We start from the raw sequence: 17,697 nt of genomic DNA on the forward strand, positions 1-17,697 counted from the left end.
AGTACCTAACCCGGGCGCACAGCGCCCGGGCATAAATAATAAAGCTGTACTTTTTTATTAGGGACATGACATGGGAATAAAGATGCCTTACTGGTGGCTCTCGTGCTGCCTGATATCTGTGCCCGCCATCGCGGTAAACCCTGCGGCGATGATTAATACCGGACAACTCCGCGAAACGCAGGAACTTCCCTCACTGAATGGCCGCGTCGCCCCGGTGTCAGGCAAAGCTGCCCCCGGTTCATTACAGCTTGGCGAGGCCGTCAACCGCGCCGTCACCTGGCATCCGGCGATCGCTGAAGCCGTGGGCAAACTCTACGAACAGAACGAAGAGGTCGACGTCGCCAAATCGAAATACTATCCGCAGATTAACGCCGGCATGGACAACGGATATTCCCACGACGGCGACCAGAATGGCTTTACGCCGTCGCTGGTGCTCTCTCTTTCACAGATGCTTTACGACTTCGGCAAAGTGGCAAGCCAGGTGCGGGCCGAAAATGCCGGGGTCGCCCAGCAGCAGGCCAACGTACTGGTCAGCATCGACACCATCGCCCACGATACCGCTATCGCCATGGTGCAGGTACAAACCTGGCAGCAGATGGTCGACACCGCCAAAGAGCAGCTCGATGCCCTCTCCTCAATAGGCACGCTGACCCGCCAGCGTAACGACGAAGGGGCTACCTCGCTCTCTGACGTAGTACAGACCGACGCGCGCATTGAAGGCGCGCGCGCCCAGTTGATGCAGTATCAGGCCAGCCTCGACAGCGCCCGCGCCACGCTGATGAGCTTCCTTGGCTGGAACAGCCTGAACGATATCAGCAATGATTTTCCGCAAAAGCTGGCCCGCAGCTGCGATATCGCCGAGCCGGACGATCGTCTGGTGCCTGCGGTTCTTGCCGCCTGGGCGCAGGCGAACGTCGCCCAGGCGAACCTTGACTACGCCGATGCCCAGATGACGCCAACCGTCTCGCTGGAGCCGGAAGTCCGTCACTACCTGAACGATCGCTACGCGGGTAACGAAACGCGGGACCGCACCCAGTATTCCGCCTGGGTGAAAGTGCAGATGCCGCTCTATCAGGGCGGCGGACTCACCGCACGACGTAACGCCGCCGGACACGCGGTGGAAGCAGCGCAGTCCACCATTCAGCGCACGCGCCTTGATGTTCGTCAGAAGCTGCTGGAGGCCCGCAGCCAGGTGATGAGCCTGCAAAGCACGCTGCAAATTCAGGGCCGCCAGGAGGCGCTGAGCGCCCGCACCCGCGAACTTTACCAGCAGCAGTATCTCGATCTCGGCTCGCGCCCGCTGCTGGACGTGCTCAACGCCGAGCAGGAGGTCTATCAGGCGCGCTTTACCCAGCAGCAGACCCTCGGACAACTGCACCAGCTGCAGCTCAACTGCCTGTATAACACCGGGCAATTGCGTCATGCGTTCGATCTTGATAACCGCACCATCCAGACCGTGGAGATCCAGCCATGAAGCAACGCAACATCCCGCAGGGTGACAACATGACGGACGCGTCGCTGGAACAGTGGGCGCAGGCTTTTGGCTACGTTGCCACGCGCTACCGCGTCGCCTGCTCGCCCGGCTCGCTCATCGCGGGCGCGCCGTGGCTGAAAGGCAAACCGATGGTGCCCGCGCTGACCCAGCTTGCCCGTGAAGCCGGGCTGACGTTCCAGCTGCTGACGGCCGATCAGCAGTCGATCAACAGCTGGCGTCTGCCGGTGGTGGTGGAGCTAAGCGACGGAAAAATCGGCGTGATCGACAATTTTGATGGGGAGGACACGCTTGAGGTCACCTTTTTCGATAACGAGACGTACACCAACCGACTGTCGATGAGCGCGCTGTTACCCGCCATCCGCCATGTGATCGCCCTGCGTCCGCTGGCCGCCCTGAAAGACAGCCGCGTGGACGCCTACATCTCAAAATACCGGCCGGACTGGCTATACCGGCTGGTGATGCGCGACCTGCGCCCCTACAGCTGGGTGATGCTCGCCGCGCTGTTTATCAACATTCTGTCGCTCTCCGGGATTGTCTTCTCCATGCAGGTGTATGACCGGGTGATCCCCGCCCAGTCCTACCCGACGCTCTATGTGCTGACCATTGGGGTGCTGATCGCCACCCTGTTTGGCTTTGTGCTGCGCGTCGCGCGCGGTCACATTATGGATCTGCTCGGCAAGCGCTCGGATCTGCGCGTCTCGGATCGCGTGTTCGGCCACGCGTTACGGCTGCGCCACAGCGCCATTCCGCGCTCCACCGGCAGCTTTATCTCCCAGCTGCGCGAGCTGGAGCAGATCCGCGAGATGGTCACCTCTTCTACCATCTCGACGATTGTCGATCTGCCCTTCTTCTTCCTGTTTGTGGTGGTGCTGGCGATCATCGCTCCGCAGCTGGCGTGGATCGCCCCGGTAGCAGCGGTAATCATGGTCCTGCCCGGTCTGCTGCTGCAAAAGAAGCTGGCGGAGCTGGCGAAGCAGTCTGCCCATGAATCGACCCTGCGTAACGCGGTGCTGGTAGAGAGCGTGCAGGGTCTGGAGGACATCAAGCTGATGCAGGCGGAAAACCGCTTTTTGCAGCAGTGGAACAGCTATATCCAGATCACCGCGGAATCTGGCCTGCGCACCCGCGAGCTGACGCAGAACCTGATCAGCTGGGGGATGACCGTCCAGAGCCTGGTTTACGCCGCCGTGATCGTGGTCGGCGCGCCGATGGTGATCGACGGCACCCTGACCACCGGCTCGGTGGTAGCCGCCTCAATGCTGGCCTCCCGGATGATCGCCCCGATGGCAACGCTGTGCGGCGTGCTCGCCCGCTGGCAGCAGGTGAAAGCCGCCAAAGAGGGGCTGGACAGCATTATGCAGCTGCCGACCGAGAACCAGCGTGAGGAGACGCCGATCCGCCAGGACGTGCTGCGCGGACACTATCTTTTCGAGCAGGCGCAGTTCCGCTATCAGCCGGAAGATCCGCGCATGGCGCTGCGCATTAACCGCCTGGAGATCAGGCCGGGCGAGAAAGTGGCGATCCTCGGGCGTAACGGCGCGGGCAAATCCACTCTCCTGCAGGCGATGGCGGGCGGAATGGATCTGGCGGCCGGCGAGCTGCGGCTTGATAACTTCAGCCTGCCGCATCTGGACGTGGCGGACGTGCGGCGAAACGTCGGCTTTATGACCCAGAACGCTCGGCTGTTTTACGGCACCCTGCGCGAGAACATCACGCTCGGCATGCCGCGCGCCACCGACGAAGAGATTTTCGAAGTACTGGAGATGTGCGGCGCGGCCAGCTTTGTGCAGAAGCTGCCGAAGGGGCTGGACTACCCGATTATGGAAAACGGCGTGGGGCTCTCCGGCGGGCAGCGGCAGTCCATCCTGCTGGCGCGTATGCTGCTGCGCGACCCGAATATCGTGCTGATGGATGAACCGACCGCCTCCCTTGACGAGCACACCGAGCGGGAGTTTATCCAGCGTCTCGGGGAGTGGCTCGGCAACCGCACGCTGGTTGTCGCCACCCACCGTGTGCCGGTGCTGGAGCTGGTGGAGCGCGTGGTCGTGCTCAAAGATGGGATGCTGGTCATGGACGCGCCAAAAGCGCAGGCGCTGAACAACAGCCGCATGCAACAACAGCAGCAGGCAGCAACCGGACGGGAGTGGAAAAATGAAAATCAGTCAGCGTGACGTTGCGGCAATGGACGATCTTGATAACGCCCTCGACTCCGAGAGCGGCTACACCGGTGCGCGGCGGATCGTCATCTTCTCGCTGCTGATGTTTGTGGCGCTGGGCGTCTGGGCGTGGTTTGGGATGCTGGATGAGGTCTCAACCGGCTCGGGGAAAGTGATCCCCAGCTCGCGCGAGCAGGTATTACAGTCTCTCGACGGGGGGATCCTCACCGAGCTGAACGTTCACGAGGGCGATCAGGTGCAGGCCGGACAGGTGCTGGCGCGACTTGACCCAACGCGTTCTGAATCGAACGTCGGCGAAAGCGCGGCGCGCTACCGCGCGTCGCTGGCCTCCAGCGCGCGTCTGTACGCCGAGGTAAATGATCTTCCGCTGAAGTTCCCGCCTTCGCTGGAGAAATGGACCGAACTGACCGCCGCCGAAACGCGGCTCTACAACTCGCGCCGCGCCCAGCTGGAGGACACGCAGCGTGAACTGCGTTCGGCGTTAGACCTCGCGAACAAAGAGCTGGCGATCACCCAGCGGCTGGTCAAAACCGGCGCCGCCAGCCACGTGGAAGTGCTGCGCCTGCAGCGGCAGAAAAGCGACCTGGAGCTGAAGCTCACCGACGTGCGCTCGCAGTACTACGTTCAGGCGCGCGAAGCGTTATCCAAGGCCAACGCCGAAGTCGATATGGTCTCGGCGATCCTCAAAGGCCGCGAGGATTCCGTCACCCGCCTGACGGTAAAATCCCCGGTGCGTGGGATCGTGAAAAACATCAAGGTCACCACCATCGGCGGCGTGATCCCGCCCAACGGCGAGCTGATGGAGATTGTGCCGGTGGACGATCACCTGCTGATTGAAACCCGCCTCTCGCCGCGCGATATCGCCTTTATCCACCCGAACCAGGAGGCGCTGGTCAAAATCACCGCCTACGATTACGCCATCTACGGCGGGCTGCACGGCGTGGTGGAGACGATTTCCCCGGACACCATTCAGGACGAAGCCAAGCCGGAAGTGTTCTATTACCGCGTGTTTATCCGCACCAGCCAGGATTACCTGGTGAATAAGGCGGGCAGGCACTTCTCAATTGTGCCAGGGATGATTGCCACAGTGGATATTAAGACCGGAGAAAAAACGGTGCTGGATTATCTGATCAAGCCGTTTAACCGGGCGAAAGAGGCGCTGAGAGAGCGGTAGTCAAACGCCGGGTGGCGGCGATCTTCCCCCTCTCCCTAACCCTCTCCCCAAAGGGGCGAGGGGATGGTTCGCTGCTCGCATTAATGTGTGGAGATTCCTCAGCCCTGTGGGAGAGGACATCATGCCGCACCCACACCACAATACGCCTTTTCTGGAATCCGCCTCGAAGAAACCGCTTTTAATGGCGCCTTACGCTTTCCTTCAGCCTGCATCCGGGTAACATAGCTGCCAATAAAAACGCACTTGCGCACTGTGCAAGAGTGCATTACTATCCACATAGCTTCATGGACTGGAGCTCATAAGCACTATGATTAATCATTTTCGTGATCAATGGCTTAAGGATTTTTTTCTGTATGGGAAATCAAGCAATGTGATCCCTTCAAGACTTGAATCAGCCTTAGCGAGGAAGCTGGATATGATCAACGCTGCTACCTCGCACCGGGAGCTGAGATCCCCGCCAGGCAATATGTATGAATCGCTGAATCCCCCGCTTGCAGGGTACTCTTCGATTCGCGTGAACAGGCAATACAGGTTGGTATTCAGGTGGTCAGAGGGCAAAGCAGACGATCTCTACCTCTCTCCGCACAAGTACACGCCATACAAATGAGGCATTACCTATGACTCTTCAACAGGCTCTACGCAAACCCACCACGCCGGGCGATGTGTTGCAGTATGAATACCTTGAGCCGCTCAATCTGAAAATTAGCGATCTCGCGGAAATGCTTAACGTGCACCGTAACACCATCAGCGCTCTCGTTAATAATAATCGTAAACTGACGGCCGATATGGCAATCAGACTGGCCAAGGCGTTTGATACCAGTATTGAATTCTGGTTGAACCTGCAGCTAAACGTCGACATCTGGGAAGCACAGACCAATTCCCGGACTCAGGAAGAGTTGAGCCGTATAAAGACGGTCGCGGAAATTATGGCAAAAAGGAAATCAGGCAGGCCGGATGTGGCATGAGCGATCGTTTTCCCCGGTACGATATTGACCGCACCGGGTTTTACTCGTAATTACAGGGAGGTCTTCAAACGTCGAACCGCTTCTTTCAGCTCTTCATCCGTTGGCGTGACGAACGACATGCGCAGCGTCGCGTGGTCCGGCTCGTTGCAGTAGAAGAACTCGCCCGGTACAAACACCACGCCGTTGCTTAAGGTTTTTTCCAGCCATTTCGTCGTATTCATGCCGTTGTTCATTTTCGCCCAGAGGAACATGCCGCCCTTCGGCTTGTGGAACGACATCACATCGCCCAGCCCGGCTTCCAGTTCCGTTGCAAACGTCTGGTATTTCTGGCGATAGGCCTCGCGGATCATTTTAATCTGGTTCGCCAGACGACCGGTTTTCAGGTACTCGTAGGTCATCAGCTGGGACAGCGTGCTGGTGTGCAGATCGGTGGTTTGCTTGAGGTTCACCACCGCGCGCTTCAGCCATTCCGGCACCAGTACCCAGCCCACGCGGGTACCCGGCGCGAGGATTTTAGAGAAGGTGGAGGTGTACACCACGTTATCTTCATTGCCGATATCTTTGGCATGGGCAATCAGCGGGCGGAACACGTCGTCGGTGTAGTTAATTTCGCTGTACGGATCGTCTTCGATAATCACGAAATCATAGCGCTTCGATAATGCCACCAGCTCTTTACGACGCGCTTCGGAAAGCGTCACGCCGCCAGGGTTACCAAAGGTTGGAACGATATAGACCGCTTTGATGGTTTTCCTTGCCACCAACGCCTCAAGTTCATCGACCTTCATGCCGTCACCGTCGGTGCCAACGGATTCAAAGCTGGCCTGCGCCAGGCCAAAGACCTGCAGCGCGGCGAGATAGGTTGGACGCTCAACGACAACCGTATCGCCCGGGTTAATTAACGCGCGCGCCAGCACGTCCAGAGATTGTTGAGAGCCGGAAGTAATGACGACATCATCGGCCTTACAGGCGATGCCACGCCCCTCGCAGATGCGTTTAATTTCCTCGCGCAGCCCCGGCACGCCTTCCGTCAGGCCATACTGGAACGCCTCGCCAAAATGCTGCGATAAGACGGCATCAGCGGCGATTTTCAGCCCTTCATGATCGAACAGATCGGGATTGGGAATACCGCCACCCAGCGAAATCACCCCTGCCATTTTGCTGTGTTTTAATAATTCACGGATGGCAGATGATTGCAGGCCCTGCGCGCTGCTGGCGAGTTTGTTTGCAGACATTCTTTGATTACCTTCTTTTTTTATATTGTGCCCAATCTTAGCAGAAGATGAGCAATAAATTCCGTTAGCTTAGGGAGGGGACGTAAATCCTGTCGCCACAGTAAATGCACCGGCCTTGGTGAGGGGGTGAACGGCTCCAGCACACGTACCAGCCTGCCGCTTGCCAGCTCTTCCGCTACCAGCACTTCCGGTTGCAGCAATAACCCTGCCCCGGCCCGCGCCGCCATGCGTAAGCCGTAGCCGTCGTTGCATCGTAAGATCGCATCCCGCTTCCAGCGCACCTCCCCTTCCACGCCCGGCAGCCGCCACTCGTTGCGCGCGGTCCACACCGTGTGCGACAGACAAAGATGATCCATCAGATCGGCAGGCGTCTGCGGCGTACCGTGTCGCGCCAGATAATCCGGCGCGGCGCAGATCACCATGTTGTAGGGGCACAAATATTTCGCCACCAGATCGTCATTGCGGATATCGCCAATGCGAATGGCCAGATCGACCCCCTCCTCCACCAGATCCACCATCCGGTTAGTGAGATCCAGTTCGATACGCACTTCCGGGTAGCGCTGCAAAAAGCTGGCCGTCAGAGGAGCGATCGCGCAGCCGCCAAACGACGTGGGGGCGGTGACGCGCAGGGTGCCGGCGGGCGCCGCGCGCAGCCGTTCAACCGCGCTTTCGGCAATCGAGACCTGCTCCAGCACGCGCCTGGCCTCTTCGAAATAAACGCGTCCGGCGTCGGTCAGGCTCTGACGACGGGTATTGCGCTCCAGCAGGCGCGTACCGAGCTGCGATTCCAGCAGCGCAATATATTTCCCCACCATGACCGCCGACATCTCCAGCCGCGCTGCCGCGCCGGTAAAGCTGCCGCTTTCTACCACCGCGATAAACGTCTCCATGCCGCGAAGCTTATCCATATTCCGAACCTCTGGTTAGTAATCATCTAACTTTAGCCCAGTTTATCTGATTCTTTATTTATTAAAGAATGAGTGCTCACAACATCAAGGAGTCTGCTATGAAAATCGTCATTATTGGTGCCAGCGGTACGGTCGGTCATGCAGTAACGGAAGAGTTGAGTCGTCGCCACGAGGTCATCCGCGTCGGCCGCACGCAGGGAGACTATCAGGTGGATATCACCTCGCAGGCGAGCGTGCAGGCGCTGTTTGAGAAAATCGGCCCGGTGGATGCGATTGTCTCTGCGAGCGGTGGGCTGCACTTCGGCCCGCTCGCGACCATGAAAGACAGCGATTTCAACCAGGGCCTGCAGGACAAGCTGCTGGGGCAGGTGCGTCTGGCGCTGACCGGCCAGCACTACCTGAATGAAGGCGGCTCGATTACGCTCATTAGTGGGATTGTGGCGCACGAGCCGATCGCACAGGGGGTGAATGCCACCACGGTAAATGCGGCGCTGGAAGGGTTTGTCCGCGCCGCAGCGTGTGAACTGCCGCGCGGGATCCGCATCAACCTGATTAGCCCGACGGTACTGACGGAATCCGCCGACGCGTATGACGGTTTCTTCCCCGGCTTTGAAAGCGTTCCCGCCGCGACCGTTGCCCAGGCCTACCGCCGCAGCGTGGAAGGGGTGCAGAGCGGGCGGGTGTATAAGGTAGGTTACTGAGGATGTATAAAGGCCGGGTAAGGCGAAGCCATCACCCGGCTCGCTTTTAGCCAACAACGCCCCAGACGAGTTTCCCCTTGTGGAACGTCGCGGTACGCGGAGAAATGCGCGCTACCGCTTCGGCGGAACAGGAGGCATCCACCAGCACAAAGCTGGCATCGTCCTGCGCTTTCGGCCACACGCGTTCGCCTTTATCGTTCAGCGGCAGCACGTCACCGGTGGCAATGCCGAGCGCGCGGGAGAGCGTCTGCTCATTAGGGCGGATATAGAGCTGCGCGTAGAGATTGGCTTTTTCCAGCATGTCCCCCAGGCCGTACGGCGACCAGTGGTCGATCACGCTGTCGGTGCCCGTCATCACGAACACGCCCTTCTCGCGCAGCTGCTTCAGCGGCATATGCAGGGTTCCAATCGGCACGGTGGAGGCGATGGTCACCTGCTGCGCCGCCATGCGGGTGGCAATCTCATCCACCTGCTGCTCGTTGAGCGTCGCCAGCGCGAAGGCGTGGCTGATGGTCAGCTTGCCCTTCAGCGCCGGCGTTTTCTCCACGGTTTCCACCATGTAGTTCACCGCCGCCACGCCCGCCGGGCTGGTTTCGTGCAGGTGAATGTCCACCCCTTTGTCGTAATCCAGCGCAATCTGGAACATCAGATCGAGGGATTTCTCCATCGCGCCGTCGACGTTGGTTGGGTCCAGCCCGCCCACGTAGTGCGCCCCGGCCTGCATCGCCTCGCGCATCAGCTTTTCAGAGTTGGACAGCAGCAGGCCGTGCTGTGGGAAGGCAACGATTTCACAGTCAAAACCTGCGGCCCGGCGCGCCAGCACCGCCTGCAAACTTTCCAGGTTTTTCAGGCCGGATACCGGCTCTATGTTGCAGTGGCTGCGGGCAATGGTAGAGCCTTTCGACTGGATCAGGTCGATAAGCGCCTCCGCGCGTTCCTGGGTGTAGGGCTGTAGCTCCGGCAGCAGCTTCTGCTCAAGGCGGATCATGTCCTGAATCGTAGTGCCCGCCGGGCGATTCAGGGAGCGCCACGGACCGCCGTAGAAGGTTTTATCCAGATGGATGTGCATGTCGCGCATCGCCGGAAGCATCAGCTTTTTACCCGCGTCGTAGTGCGGCAGCGTGGCGTCGGCGTGGCTCTTGTTATCGCGCAGGGCGACAATTTTTCCGTCCTTGATCTCCAGCGTTTTCAGCTCGGTGCGGGTGCTCGTCGCCACGCTGCCGTCGAAGTTGAACCCGGCCTCCAGCAGCACGTTGTCGAGGTAATAGTGTTTTGCGGTGATACTCATCGGTTTGCCCGTCTCGCAGGTTGGCTTTGCTGAGTCGGCAGCATACGCGACGGAGCCGGTGGCGCCAAACAGCGCGCAGGCGGTGACCATTTTGCCGCTCTGGCTGATAAACTCGCGGCGGCTTTTGTTTTCACTCATCTTATCTTCCTTCATTAACAATATGGGTGCCGGTTTCCCCGCGAAGCGCGGCGGCCAGGCAGTCCGGCGAGGTGATGACAACACGCCTGCCGCCGTGCTTTAAAAATTCCAGCGAGGCGACGATTTTGGGCAGCATGCTGCCCGCCGGGAAGTGGCCTTCGTCCATGTAGCGCATCATCTGCGCCACGTTTACCGTGTCCAGCACCTGCTGGTTCGGCTTGCCGAAGTTAACGCACACTTTCTCCACGCCAGTAGTAATCACCAGTACGTCGGCGTGGATCTCGCGCGCCAGCAGCGCGGTGGAGAGATCTTTATCAATCACCGCGTCGACGCTCTGATAATCTCCCTCTTCGCTGCGCACGACCGGAATTCCGCCCCCACCCGCGCCGATCACCACGTACCCTTTTTGGGTCAGCGTCTTGATGGCATCCGCCTCGACAATCCGCAGCGGCTGCGGCGAAGCCACCACGCGGCGATAGCCCCGGCCCGAGTCCTCAACAAAATGCCAGTCCGGGTGCGCGAGCTGCAGCGCGTCGCGCTGCGCCTCGCTGAAGAACGCGCCGATCGGTTTCGTCGGGTGCGTAAAGCCGGGATCGTTTTTATTCACCTCCACCTGGGTAACGACCGTGACCGCTTTTTGCTCCCCGCGCGCGGCCAGACGGTTATTGAGCGCCTGCTGGATCAGGTAGCCAATGCCGCCCTGGGTATCCGCCACGCAGTTTGCCAGCGGGGTCAGCGGCAGCCCTTCCCGCTCGTGAGCGATTTCGGCGCGGCGCAGATCCAGCCCCACCTGCGGGCCGTTACCGTGGGTGAGCACGATGTCATAGTCGGAGGCCAGCATCTCCAGCACCGACTCGGCCACCGCTTTCACCGCCTGCGCCTGATGTTCAACCGACTGGCTGGCGTTGTCTTTGATAATGCTGTTGCCGCCGATGGCGACGACCATTAGCTCTTTCATACGTGTTCCTTCGCAACAGTAACTTCAGCGCTCGCAACTTCCCGGCTATCAAGGAAATGCTTCACCACAAACATGCCGCCCATCATCAGGTAGGCCGTGACGAACATCAGCGAACTGCCTTCGGCAAAGCCCACCACCGGGGCGTGGATCACGCCAAACAGAGCCAGCAGCGCCCCGCCCGCCGCCGCAACGGCCCCGCGCAGCGGCTTGTTGATGATGGCGAAGATGGCGATACAGCCCCAGAGCATGCTGGCGAGCGGCGCACCGTTACCGAGGTGCACCAGGCCTTCGTAGTAAATCCCCTTGCTGTGCAGCACGTCGGTGCCGATTTTCGCCGCGCTGGTGCCAGCCGCTCCCATCACGCTGTTCATCATGGTCAGCGCCCAGTTGGCGATCCACGGGAACAGGCAGATGAAGATCACCGGCACCTCCACTTTAGGCGTCTCCCTCACCACCTGGTTGGCGGTGACGACGCCGATAAACACCAGAATCGGCACGATGGCGGTCATTGGAATGATGGCGAGCATAAATGCCCCCAGCCCGAACAGCGGCACGATGAACATGGTCACGCCGGAGGCCAGCGTGTAGCCGATGCTGGCGCCCATCGCTTTCCAGCCCGGGTGGCCGACGTAGACCGTGACCGGGAACGGATTGCCCATCAGGCAGCCGAGCATCGACGCCAGGCCGTTTGCCAGCATGACCTTGCGGGTCGGGTACTCATCCCCCGCCGCGTGGGCGCTTTCGATGTTCTCCAGGTCAAAGATGTAGTTCGCCAGCCCCAGCGGCACGGCGGATGCCAGATACGGCAGCGCGTGCGGCAGCCCTTGCATAAAGCTGTCCACGTGCACTTCCGGCGGGTTAAAGCCGAAGGAGGACATGGACGCTTTAATAGCCTCCGGGCTTTGCAGGCCGGAGATCCACGCTAATGCCGTACCGGCAATCAGCAACAGCAGACCTGTCGGGATTTTGGCGAAAATCGGCTTTTTACCGAACCAGTTAATGAAAATCAGCAGCAGGACGATGAACGACACGGTAGGCGCTTCAAACGCCTGCAGCATCGGGTTCATCGCCAGCAGCAGCAGGCCAAGCCCGGACAGGCACGACAGCAGCACGGTGCGCGGGATCATCTTGCGGATGGTTTCTCCCAGGAACGAGCCGCCCGCGAGGATCATCGCTTCCACAAAGCACCACACCAGGCCGATCTGGATCGCGAACTCCGCATCGCCGGTCTGCTGGTAGACCGGCATCAGCACCAGGAAGGTCACGGTGAAAATCGACGGCGCGCTCGGGCCGGACGGCAGCGCGGTGACGTCCGTTCGTCCGGTGGCGCGCGCCATCTGCAGGCCAAACCAGGCGTAGCAGATACTCGCCACCAGCACCGCCAGCCCGAAGGCCGGCGCGATGCGTCCATAAACAATCTCCTTCGGGATGCCGACGACAAAAATGAGCAGCCCCATCATGGTCAGCAAATTGGTCAGGTTGTTGGTCATCAACCCGAAATATGCCGCCCAGTCACCTCTTTTCCACTCCAGTTTCATGTTTTTCATGGATGCATGCCTTATAAAAAGTAGCGATCGCGGAAGGTCAACAGCGCCTTTTCAAAACAGCTATACGGCGGGTGAACGATGCCCGCCCCAATCATGCCGATACCCGCGTCTTTATGGGCAATGGCGGTGTTAATGACCGGCAGAATGCCGCTGCCCGCGACTCTGGTAATGTCGATGGCGGTTGGAATGCCCATAAACGAGAGCAGCGGAATGGTGACGTTCGGGTTTTCGCCGAGGGTGATTTCGCGCATCTGGCGGGAGAAGTCGATGGCTTCCTCCACCGTGCCGCCCACCAGCGCAACGATGGCCGGTGCCGTCGCCATCGCAAAGCCGCCGATGCCGTAGGTTTCGGTGATGGCGCTGTCGCCGATGTCCAGCCCGGAATCTTCCGGCTTATAGCCTGCGAACATCGGGCCAATCACCTGCTGCGCCGGGCCGGTGAACCACTGCCCCGGCAGGCCGGAAATGCGCAGGCCGAACTCGTAGCCATTGCGCGCCATGGTGGTGACAACGGTGCTGTACTCAATGCCGTGGGCGGCGTCCAGCGCGGCCTTACACATCGCCATCCACGTCGGGCCGGAGAAGTAGTCGCTGCTGGCGACAAACTCGAACACCTCGCGCTGCTGCGCCACCGGATAGCCCGCCTGGATCAGCCCCGGCGTCAGCGCCTGAATAAGCAGCGTGGTGCCCGCGTTGTTGCGGTTGTGGCACTCGTCGCCCATGTGCAGCGCCTGGGCCAGCATCAGGCGCAGGTCGATTTCGCCGATAATCTTCATCGCGTCGCGCAGCATCGGGCCGAGCACGTCACGCATCCAGTTCAGGCGGTCGATCACGCTCTGGTCGTTGGCGCCCATGCGCAGGATCTTCGCCATCTGCTCGCTGAGGTTGGTGAACGCGCGGTTGCCGTAGGTTTTGTTCTCAACGATGTGCATAAACATCGACGCGGAGGTGACGCCCGCCATCGAGCCCACGCAGTCGTGCTCGTGGCACGGCGAGAAGGTGATCTCCCCTGAAGCAGCCAGCCTTGCGGCATCCTCCAGATCCGTCGCCAGCCCTTCAAATACCAGCGCGCCGGTGACCGCGCCCTTCATCGCCCCGCACATGTTCTCCCAGGAGACGGGCGGACCGGCGTGCAGAATGGTGGTGCGGGTCATCCCAGGCACCACGTTAATGGCCTGGTCATAACCCACCAGCACCGGATGGGACTGAATAATGCGCTCAAGGGCGATGTTGTTCGCGGCGGCGATCTTCTCCGCCAGCGGTTTTTCCGCCAGTTGGTCGAGCGCCTCCACCACCTGCATATTGCCCTGCCCCGGCGGCGTCCAGTCGAGCTGGGTCACGGGAACGTGCTGTTTTTTGAGATCGTCGCTGAACATCGCAATGCCAACGTTAATCACGTTCAGCGGCTGGTTGAATAAGGTCGTCATTATGCTTTCTCCCCTTTGCAGACAAATTCGCGTGCCAGTAATCCGGTATTGGTGCTGCTGCTGGCCCAGATGACGCCTGCGTCGGTCAGCAGCTGGCACTGCTGTGCCAGCGACTGCGGATCCTGGTCAGTGCCGAGCACATAGCCGAGGATCTCCAGCGGACGGTTATCGGCCTTCGCGATCGCCTGCGCCTCTTTGATCGCGTCGAGCATCACGCCGACCGGATCCTCGTGCGCGCCGAAGCCGAGCACGAAGTCCATCACGATCACGCCCACCTCCGGATCGCGCGCCTCCTGCAGCAGGCGGCTGATGCGGTTGGTCGGGTCGATCATCGGGTGCGGCTTGCCGTTGGTGAAATCGTCGTCACCGAAGTCGAGGAAGGTGTGGGCTTTACTGACGCTGATGTCTTTCAGACGCCTGGCCGGATCCGGCTGGATGTTGCTGTAGACGTCGTCGAATTTCGCAAGCGCCGCGAACATCGCCTCGTCGCACAGGGTGCCGCCGCAGAACAGGCCGCGAATATACTTCTGCTGCGGCGTCAGGCGGGCGCGCACCTCCTGAATCAGCGGCCAGTTGAGCGGGTGTAAATCCAGAGACTCTTTTTTGATGCCGGTGAGCAGGACGGCTTTCAGCGCCGCCTCTTTGGTGCCGCGCGCGAACTGCAGGCCGTCTTCATCGGCGGGCGGTTCGCTGCGGCCAAGGAAGCAGACAACCACCGGCTTGCGGCAGGCGCGCGCGCGGGCCAGTACCTTCTCCGCCACGGCAGGGGCCGGCGGCTTGGAGATCAGCGCGATGACCTGAGTGCTCTCGTCGGCTTCCAGCATGTCGATAGCGTCGAGCATCATCAGGCCGCCGATTTTCTCGCTGAGATCGCGCCCGCCGGTGCCGATCAGCTGCGACACGCCGCCGCCGAATTCATGGATGCGCACGCTCAGCTCCTGGCTGCCGGTGCCGGAGGCGCCGACGATGCCGATCGTGCCGCGGCGCACCGCGTTGGCGAAGCACAATCCCGCGCCGTTGATGATGGCGGTGCCGCAGTCCGGCCCCATCATCAGCAGCCCTTTCTGGTGCGCCAGCTGCTTCAGCGCCAGCTCGTCGTCGAGCGACACGTTATCGGAAAACAGCATGACGTTAAGATCGTTTTCCAGCGCCTGGCGGGCTTCGCGGGCGGCGAAGGTGCCGTTGACGGAAATCACCGCAAGGTTGCTGTCCGGGCGATGGGTTTTGGCGCTGGCAATCGTGGCGTAGCGCGCTTCATGGGTACCTGCGCTCTCTTTACGCGTGAATAACGCCTCAATAGCGGCCAGGGTTTCATCATTTGCCGCGTCGCCTTTAATCACGATCATCAGGTCGCCGTTTTTGGCGTCCGCTAATTCCGGCGTTAATAGCCCGAGATTTTTTAATACGCCTTTGTTCATTTCCGTCGCCATGGCCACAAACGCCTGCTCGACGCCCGGCAATTTATTGGCTTTGGTAGAAACCGACATCAATGACACCGAATCAAAATACGTATTCTTTTTTATGACGATTTTGGTTGGCATTGTTTTCTCCTGAATGCGGATAAAAGGGGGCCGCCGTCGTGCAGAATGCACGTCGGTAAAAATACTGTTTGAATTAACGGCCAGACGGGAAAGGCTGGCCGAATACGTTATGCGCCCGCCGCCAGCAGCAGGTCGGCTATTGCATCGAAGCCTTTTTCCCGCGCCAGTTCGAGCGGGGTTTTACCGTATTTATCGGTCATGTGCGGGTTCGCGCCGTGGTCCAGCAGCAGCTTCACAATTTCCTGCTGCTTTGCGCCGCCGTCATTCAGCACGATGGCTTCCAGCAGCGGCGTCCAGCCGACAAAGTTGGTGTGGTTGACGTTAATATCGGTTTTTTCCAGCAGTTCGCGGACGATCTCCACGTGCCCTTTTTCACTGGCAGGGGTAATGCCCACGCCGCCGAAGCGCGTCAGGCGGTCGAGATCCGGATTTGCCGGAAGGACAATGCGCAGCAGGGTTAAATCGTTTGTCAGGCAGCTAATCAGGAAGGGGTTAAAGCAGGTCTGATCCTGTTTATCAATATCCGCCCCGGCGGCAATTAATAACTCTACGCAGGAATAATGCTTTTTCAGGCTGGCAATAATAATGGCGGTTCTTTTCTGGCGGTTGGTGGCGTTAATATCCACGCCTTTCTCCAGACAGGCTTTTAGCGCATCGCTATTGCCCTCCTCTGCCGCCAGCAGAAATTCAGTAACGAGTTCAGTTGCAGACATATTCAGACTCCTAATGTTTTTATTTCTGTTGACCTGAGAATAGCAACAGCCTGGTCATAAAAGAATCCGCTTAAAAAGGATTCATCGACAGTCAATTCATTGTTGAGGTAAATTCAACAGTCCAGCTAAAACGTGCGTCTGTGCAACCTTTTTCTTATGTTTCACCGCGTTTTAGCGCTGCAGCCTGCATTATGCTTATGTCTGATGAAGCCTTGCTGAGCGCGGCCTGCGTCAAATAGTCAGAACTGTGATCGGCTTCAAATGCGTTGTAACAGTGTTGTTAAAATATGTTCAAAACTGATGGCTGAAGGGAGTGAGATATGAATTCCATCTTTACCGAAGAGAACCTGCTGGCCTTCACCACCGCGGCGCGCTTCGGCAGCTTCAGCAAAGCCGCCGCCGAGCTGGGCGTGACGACCTCCGCCATCAGTTACACCATTAAGCGCATGGAGACCGGGCTGGACGTGGTGCTGTTTGTGCGCAACACCCGCAGCATTGAGCTGACCGAATCCGGGTTTTACTTTTACCGCAAGGCCACCGACCTGCTGAACGACTTCCACGCCATCAAGCGCGGGATCGATACCATTTCACAGGGCATCGAGGCGCGGGTGCGCATCTGTATCAATCAGCTTTTGTATACGCCGCGCCACACCGCCAGGCTGCTGCAGGTGCTGAAAAAACAGTTTCCGACCTGCCAGATCACGGTGACGACCGAGGTCTACAACGGCGTCTGGGATTCGATCATCAACAATCAGGCCAATATCGCGATTGGCGCGCCGGACACCCTGCTCGACGGCGGCGGGATTGATTACACCGAAATCGGCGCCATTCGCTGGGTCTTTGCCATCGCACCGGAACATCCTCTCGCCTTTGTTCCCGAACCGATAGCGGAAAGCCAGCTGCGCCTGTACCCCAATATCATGGTGGAAGATACCGCGCATACCATTAACAAGAAGGTCGGCTGGCTGCTGCACGGGCAGGAGGCTATTCTGGTGCCGGATTTCAACACCAAGTGCCAGTGTCAGATCCTGGGCGAAGGGATTGGTTTTTTGCCGGAATACATGGCGAGGGAGGCGGTGGAGGATGGGCTACTGATAACGCGGCGCATCAACAACCCGCGTCAGGACTCGCGCATGCTGCTTGCCACGCAGCATGCGGCGACCGGTCAGGTGACGCGCTGGATCAAACAGCAGTTTGGTCCAGCGGGCGTGCTGGCGAGCATCTATAGCGATTTACTGTGGCGCGCTTAGCTTTTGGTCTGGACCCAAAACGCGTGGATAAGACCGGGAATATAGCCCAGTAGGGTCAGTAGAATATTCAGGATAAACGCCCAGCCAAACCCTTTGCCAAGCAGCACGCCCAGTGGAGGAAGAATAATCGTAAAAACAATACGCCAAAAACCCATAAAGACTCCCTGCAAGCTAACCAGTTGA

Annotated in this window: 16 protein-coding genes; 7 read left to right on the top strand and 9 right to left on the bottom strand. The window is 59.4% G+C overall.

From position 1 onward, the window contains the following. Nucleotides 1–70 precede the first annotated feature (70 nt). The 5 genes from D5066_RS12770 (at nucleotide 71) to D5066_RS12790 (ending at nucleotide 5,811) form a co-directional block, all read left to right on the top strand. The gene (locus D5066_RS12770) at nucleotides 71–1,474 is read left to right on the top strand and encodes a TolC family outer membrane protein (RefSeq protein ID WP_119916160.1); all 1,404 of its coding nucleotides are present in this window, start codon (nucleotides 71–73) and stop codon (nucleotides 1,472–1,474) included. Then, a complete protein-coding gene (locus tag D5066_RS12775; protein WP_119916161.1) occupies nucleotides 1,471–3,666 on the top strand; it encodes a type I secretion system permease/ATPase in 2,196 nt (731 codons plus the stop codon). Before D5066_RS12770 ends, D5066_RS12775 begins: the two co-directional genes overlap by 4 nt. Nucleotides 3,667–3,676: 10 nt before the next feature. Further along, nucleotides 3,677–4,846 (top strand): beta-barrel domain-containing protein, encoded by a 1,170-nt coding sequence (locus tag D5066_RS12780; protein ID WP_119916274.1) that lies wholly within the window; start codon nucleotides 3,677–3,679, stop codon nucleotides 4,844–4,846. Between the two features lie 307 nt (nucleotides 4,847–5,153). Further along, a complete protein-coding gene (locus D5066_RS12785; protein WP_119916162.1) occupies nucleotides 5,154–5,453 on the top strand; it encodes a type II toxin-antitoxin system RelE/ParE family toxin in 300 nt (99 codons plus the stop codon). 10 nt (nucleotides 5,454–5,463) lie between these two features. Continuing rightward, a complete protein-coding gene (locus tag D5066_RS12790) occupies nucleotides 5,464–5,811 on the top strand; it encodes a HigA family addiction module antitoxin (protein ID WP_119916163.1) in 348 nt (115 codons plus the stop codon). 50 nt (nucleotides 5,812–5,861) lie between these two features. Here D5066_RS12790 and D5066_RS12795 read toward each other — a convergent pair whose 3' ends face one another. Further along, entirely contained in the window at nucleotides 5,862–7,043 is a 1,182-nt protein-coding gene (locus tag D5066_RS12795) for an aminotransferase-like domain-containing protein (protein ID WP_119916164.1), read from the bottom strand. Between the two features lie 20 nt (nucleotides 7,044–7,063). Then, nucleotides 7,064–7,951 (bottom strand): LysR substrate-binding domain-containing protein, encoded by an 888-nt coding sequence (locus D5066_RS12800; RefSeq protein ID WP_119916165.1) that lies wholly within the window; start codon nucleotides 7,949–7,951, stop codon nucleotides 7,064–7,066. Nucleotides 7,952–8,019: 68 nt separating this feature from the next. Between D5066_RS12800 and D5066_RS12805 the strand changes: the two genes are divergently transcribed. Next, the gene (locus tag D5066_RS12805) at nucleotides 8,020–8,652 is read left to right on the top strand and encodes a short chain dehydrogenase (RefSeq protein ID WP_276330559.1); all 633 of its coding nucleotides are present in this window, start codon (nucleotides 8,020–8,022) and stop codon (nucleotides 8,650–8,652) included. A gap of 46 nt (nucleotides 8,653–8,698) precedes the next feature. Here the strand turns inward: D5066_RS12805 and D5066_RS12810 are convergent, their stop codons facing one another. From D5066_RS12810 to D5066_RS12835, 6 genes are all read right to left on the bottom strand, one after another. Then, nucleotides 8,699–10,078, bottom strand: coding sequence for an amidohydrolase family protein (locus D5066_RS12810; protein WP_119916167.1), 1,380 nt, complete (start codon nucleotides 10,076–10,078; stop codon nucleotides 8,699–8,701). Between the two features lies 1 nt (nucleotide 10,079). Beyond that, nucleotides 10,080–11,036: a carbamate kinase family protein gene (locus D5066_RS12815; protein ID WP_119916168.1), complete on the bottom strand. Its 957-nt coding sequence runs from the start codon at nucleotides 11,034–11,036 to the stop codon at nucleotides 10,080–10,082. Then, nucleotides 11,033–12,583, bottom strand: coding sequence for a xanthine permease (locus D5066_RS12820; protein WP_119916169.1), 1,551 nt, complete (start codon nucleotides 12,581–12,583; stop codon nucleotides 11,033–11,035). The genes D5066_RS12815 and D5066_RS12820 overlap by 4 nt, the downstream gene beginning before the upstream one ends. A gap of 11 nt (nucleotides 12,584–12,594) precedes the next feature. Further along, nucleotides 12,595–14,010, bottom strand: a complete 1,416-nt coding sequence (locus tag D5066_RS12825) for a YlbE family protein (RefSeq protein ID WP_208861686.1) — start codon at nucleotides 14,008–14,010, stop codon at nucleotides 12,595–12,597. After that, complete coding sequence (fdrA, locus tag D5066_RS12830) at nucleotides 14,010–15,551, bottom strand: acyl-CoA synthetase FdrA (RefSeq protein ID WP_119916170.1); 1,542 nt, start codon at nucleotides 15,549–15,551, stop codon at nucleotides 14,010–14,012. The genes D5066_RS12825 and fdrA overlap by 1 nt, the downstream gene beginning before the upstream one ends. 107 nt (nucleotides 15,552–15,658) lie before the next feature. Beyond that, entirely contained in the window at nucleotides 15,659–16,264 is a 606-nt protein-coding gene (locus D5066_RS12835) for an ankyrin repeat domain-containing protein (protein ID WP_119916171.1), read from the bottom strand. A gap of 320 nt (nucleotides 16,265–16,584) precedes the next feature. Between D5066_RS12835 and D5066_RS12840 the strand changes: the two genes are divergently transcribed. Further along, a complete protein-coding gene (locus tag D5066_RS12840) occupies nucleotides 16,585–17,514 on the top strand; it encodes a LysR substrate-binding domain-containing protein (protein WP_119916172.1) in 930 nt (309 codons plus the stop codon). Here D5066_RS12840 and D5066_RS12845 read toward each other — a convergent pair. Then, nucleotides 17,511–17,669, bottom strand: a complete 159-nt coding sequence (locus tag D5066_RS12845) for a YqaE/Pmp3 family membrane protein (protein WP_014884952.1) — start codon at nucleotides 17,667–17,669, stop codon at nucleotides 17,511–17,513. The genes D5066_RS12840 and D5066_RS12845 overlap by 4 nt on opposite strands. Between the last annotated feature and the right edge of the window lie 28 nt (nucleotides 17,670–17,697).

It is taken from the genome of Enterobacter chuandaensis (assembly GCF_003594915.1).
GTDB classification, from domain to species: domain Bacteria; phylum Pseudomonadota; class Gammaproteobacteria; order Enterobacterales; family Enterobacteriaceae; genus Enterobacter; species Enterobacter chuandaensis.

What these genes read in the sequence shown, in the direction of transcription:
- D5066_RS12785 (WP_119916162.1), top strand. Translation starts at nt 5,154, where the DNA reads ATGATTAATCATTTTCGTGATCAATGGCTTAAGGATTTTTTTCTGTAT.
- D5066_RS12810 (WP_119916167.1), bottom strand. Translation starts at nt 10,078, where the DNA reads ATGAGTGAAAACAAAAGCCGCCGCGAGTTTATCAGCCAGAGCGGCAAA.
- D5066_RS12770 (WP_119916160.1), top strand. Translation starts at nt 71, where the DNA reads ATGGGAATAAAGATGCCTTACTGGTGGCTCTCGTGCTGCCTGATATCT.
- D5066_RS12845 (WP_014884952.1), bottom strand. Translation starts at nt 17,669, where the DNA reads ATGGGTTTTTGGCGTATTGTTTTTACGATTATTCTTCCTCCACTGGGC.
- D5066_RS12800 (WP_119916165.1), bottom strand. Translation starts at nt 7,951, where the DNA reads ATGGATAAGCTTCGCGGCATGGAGACGTTTATCGCGGTGGTAGAAAGC.
- D5066_RS12825 (WP_208861686.1), bottom strand. Translation starts at nt 14,010, where the DNA reads ATGACGACCTTATTCAACCAGCCGCTGAACGTGATTAACGTTGGCATT.
- D5066_RS12790 (WP_119916163.1), top strand. Translation starts at nt 5,464, where the DNA reads ATGACTCTTCAACAGGCTCTACGCAAACCCACCACGCCGGGCGATGTG.
- D5066_RS12780 (WP_119916274.1), top strand. Translation starts at nt 3,677, where the DNA reads ATGGACGATCTTGATAACGCCCTCGACTCCGAGAGCGGCTACACCGGT.
- D5066_RS12835 (WP_119916171.1), bottom strand. Translation starts at nt 16,264, where the DNA reads ATGTCTGCAACTGAACTCGTTACTGAATTTCTGCTGGCGGCAGAGGAG.
- D5066_RS12805 (WP_276330559.1), top strand. Translation starts at nt 8,020, where the DNA reads ATGAGTGCTCACAACATCAAGGAGTCTGCTATGAAAATCGTCATTATT.
- D5066_RS12840 (WP_119916172.1), top strand. Translation starts at nt 16,585, where the DNA reads ATGAATTCCATCTTTACCGAAGAGAACCTGCTGGCCTTCACCACCGCG.
- fdrA (WP_119916170.1), bottom strand. Translation starts at nt 15,551, where the DNA reads ATGCCAACCAAAATCGTCATAAAAAAGAATACGTATTTTGATTCGGTG.
- D5066_RS12815 (WP_119916168.1), bottom strand. Translation starts at nt 11,036, where the DNA reads ATGAAAGAGCTAATGGTCGTCGCCATCGGCGGCAACAGCATTATCAAA.
- D5066_RS12820 (WP_119916169.1), bottom strand. Translation starts at nt 12,583, where the DNA reads ATGAAAAACATGAAACTGGAGTGGAAAAGAGGTGACTGGGCGGCATAT.
- D5066_RS12795 (WP_119916164.1), bottom strand. Translation starts at nt 7,043, where the DNA reads ATGTCTGCAAACAAACTCGCCAGCAGCGCGCAGGGCCTGCAATCATCT.
- D5066_RS12775 (WP_119916161.1), top strand. Translation starts at nt 1,471, where the DNA reads ATGAAGCAACGCAACATCCCGCAGGGTGACAACATGACGGACGCGTCG.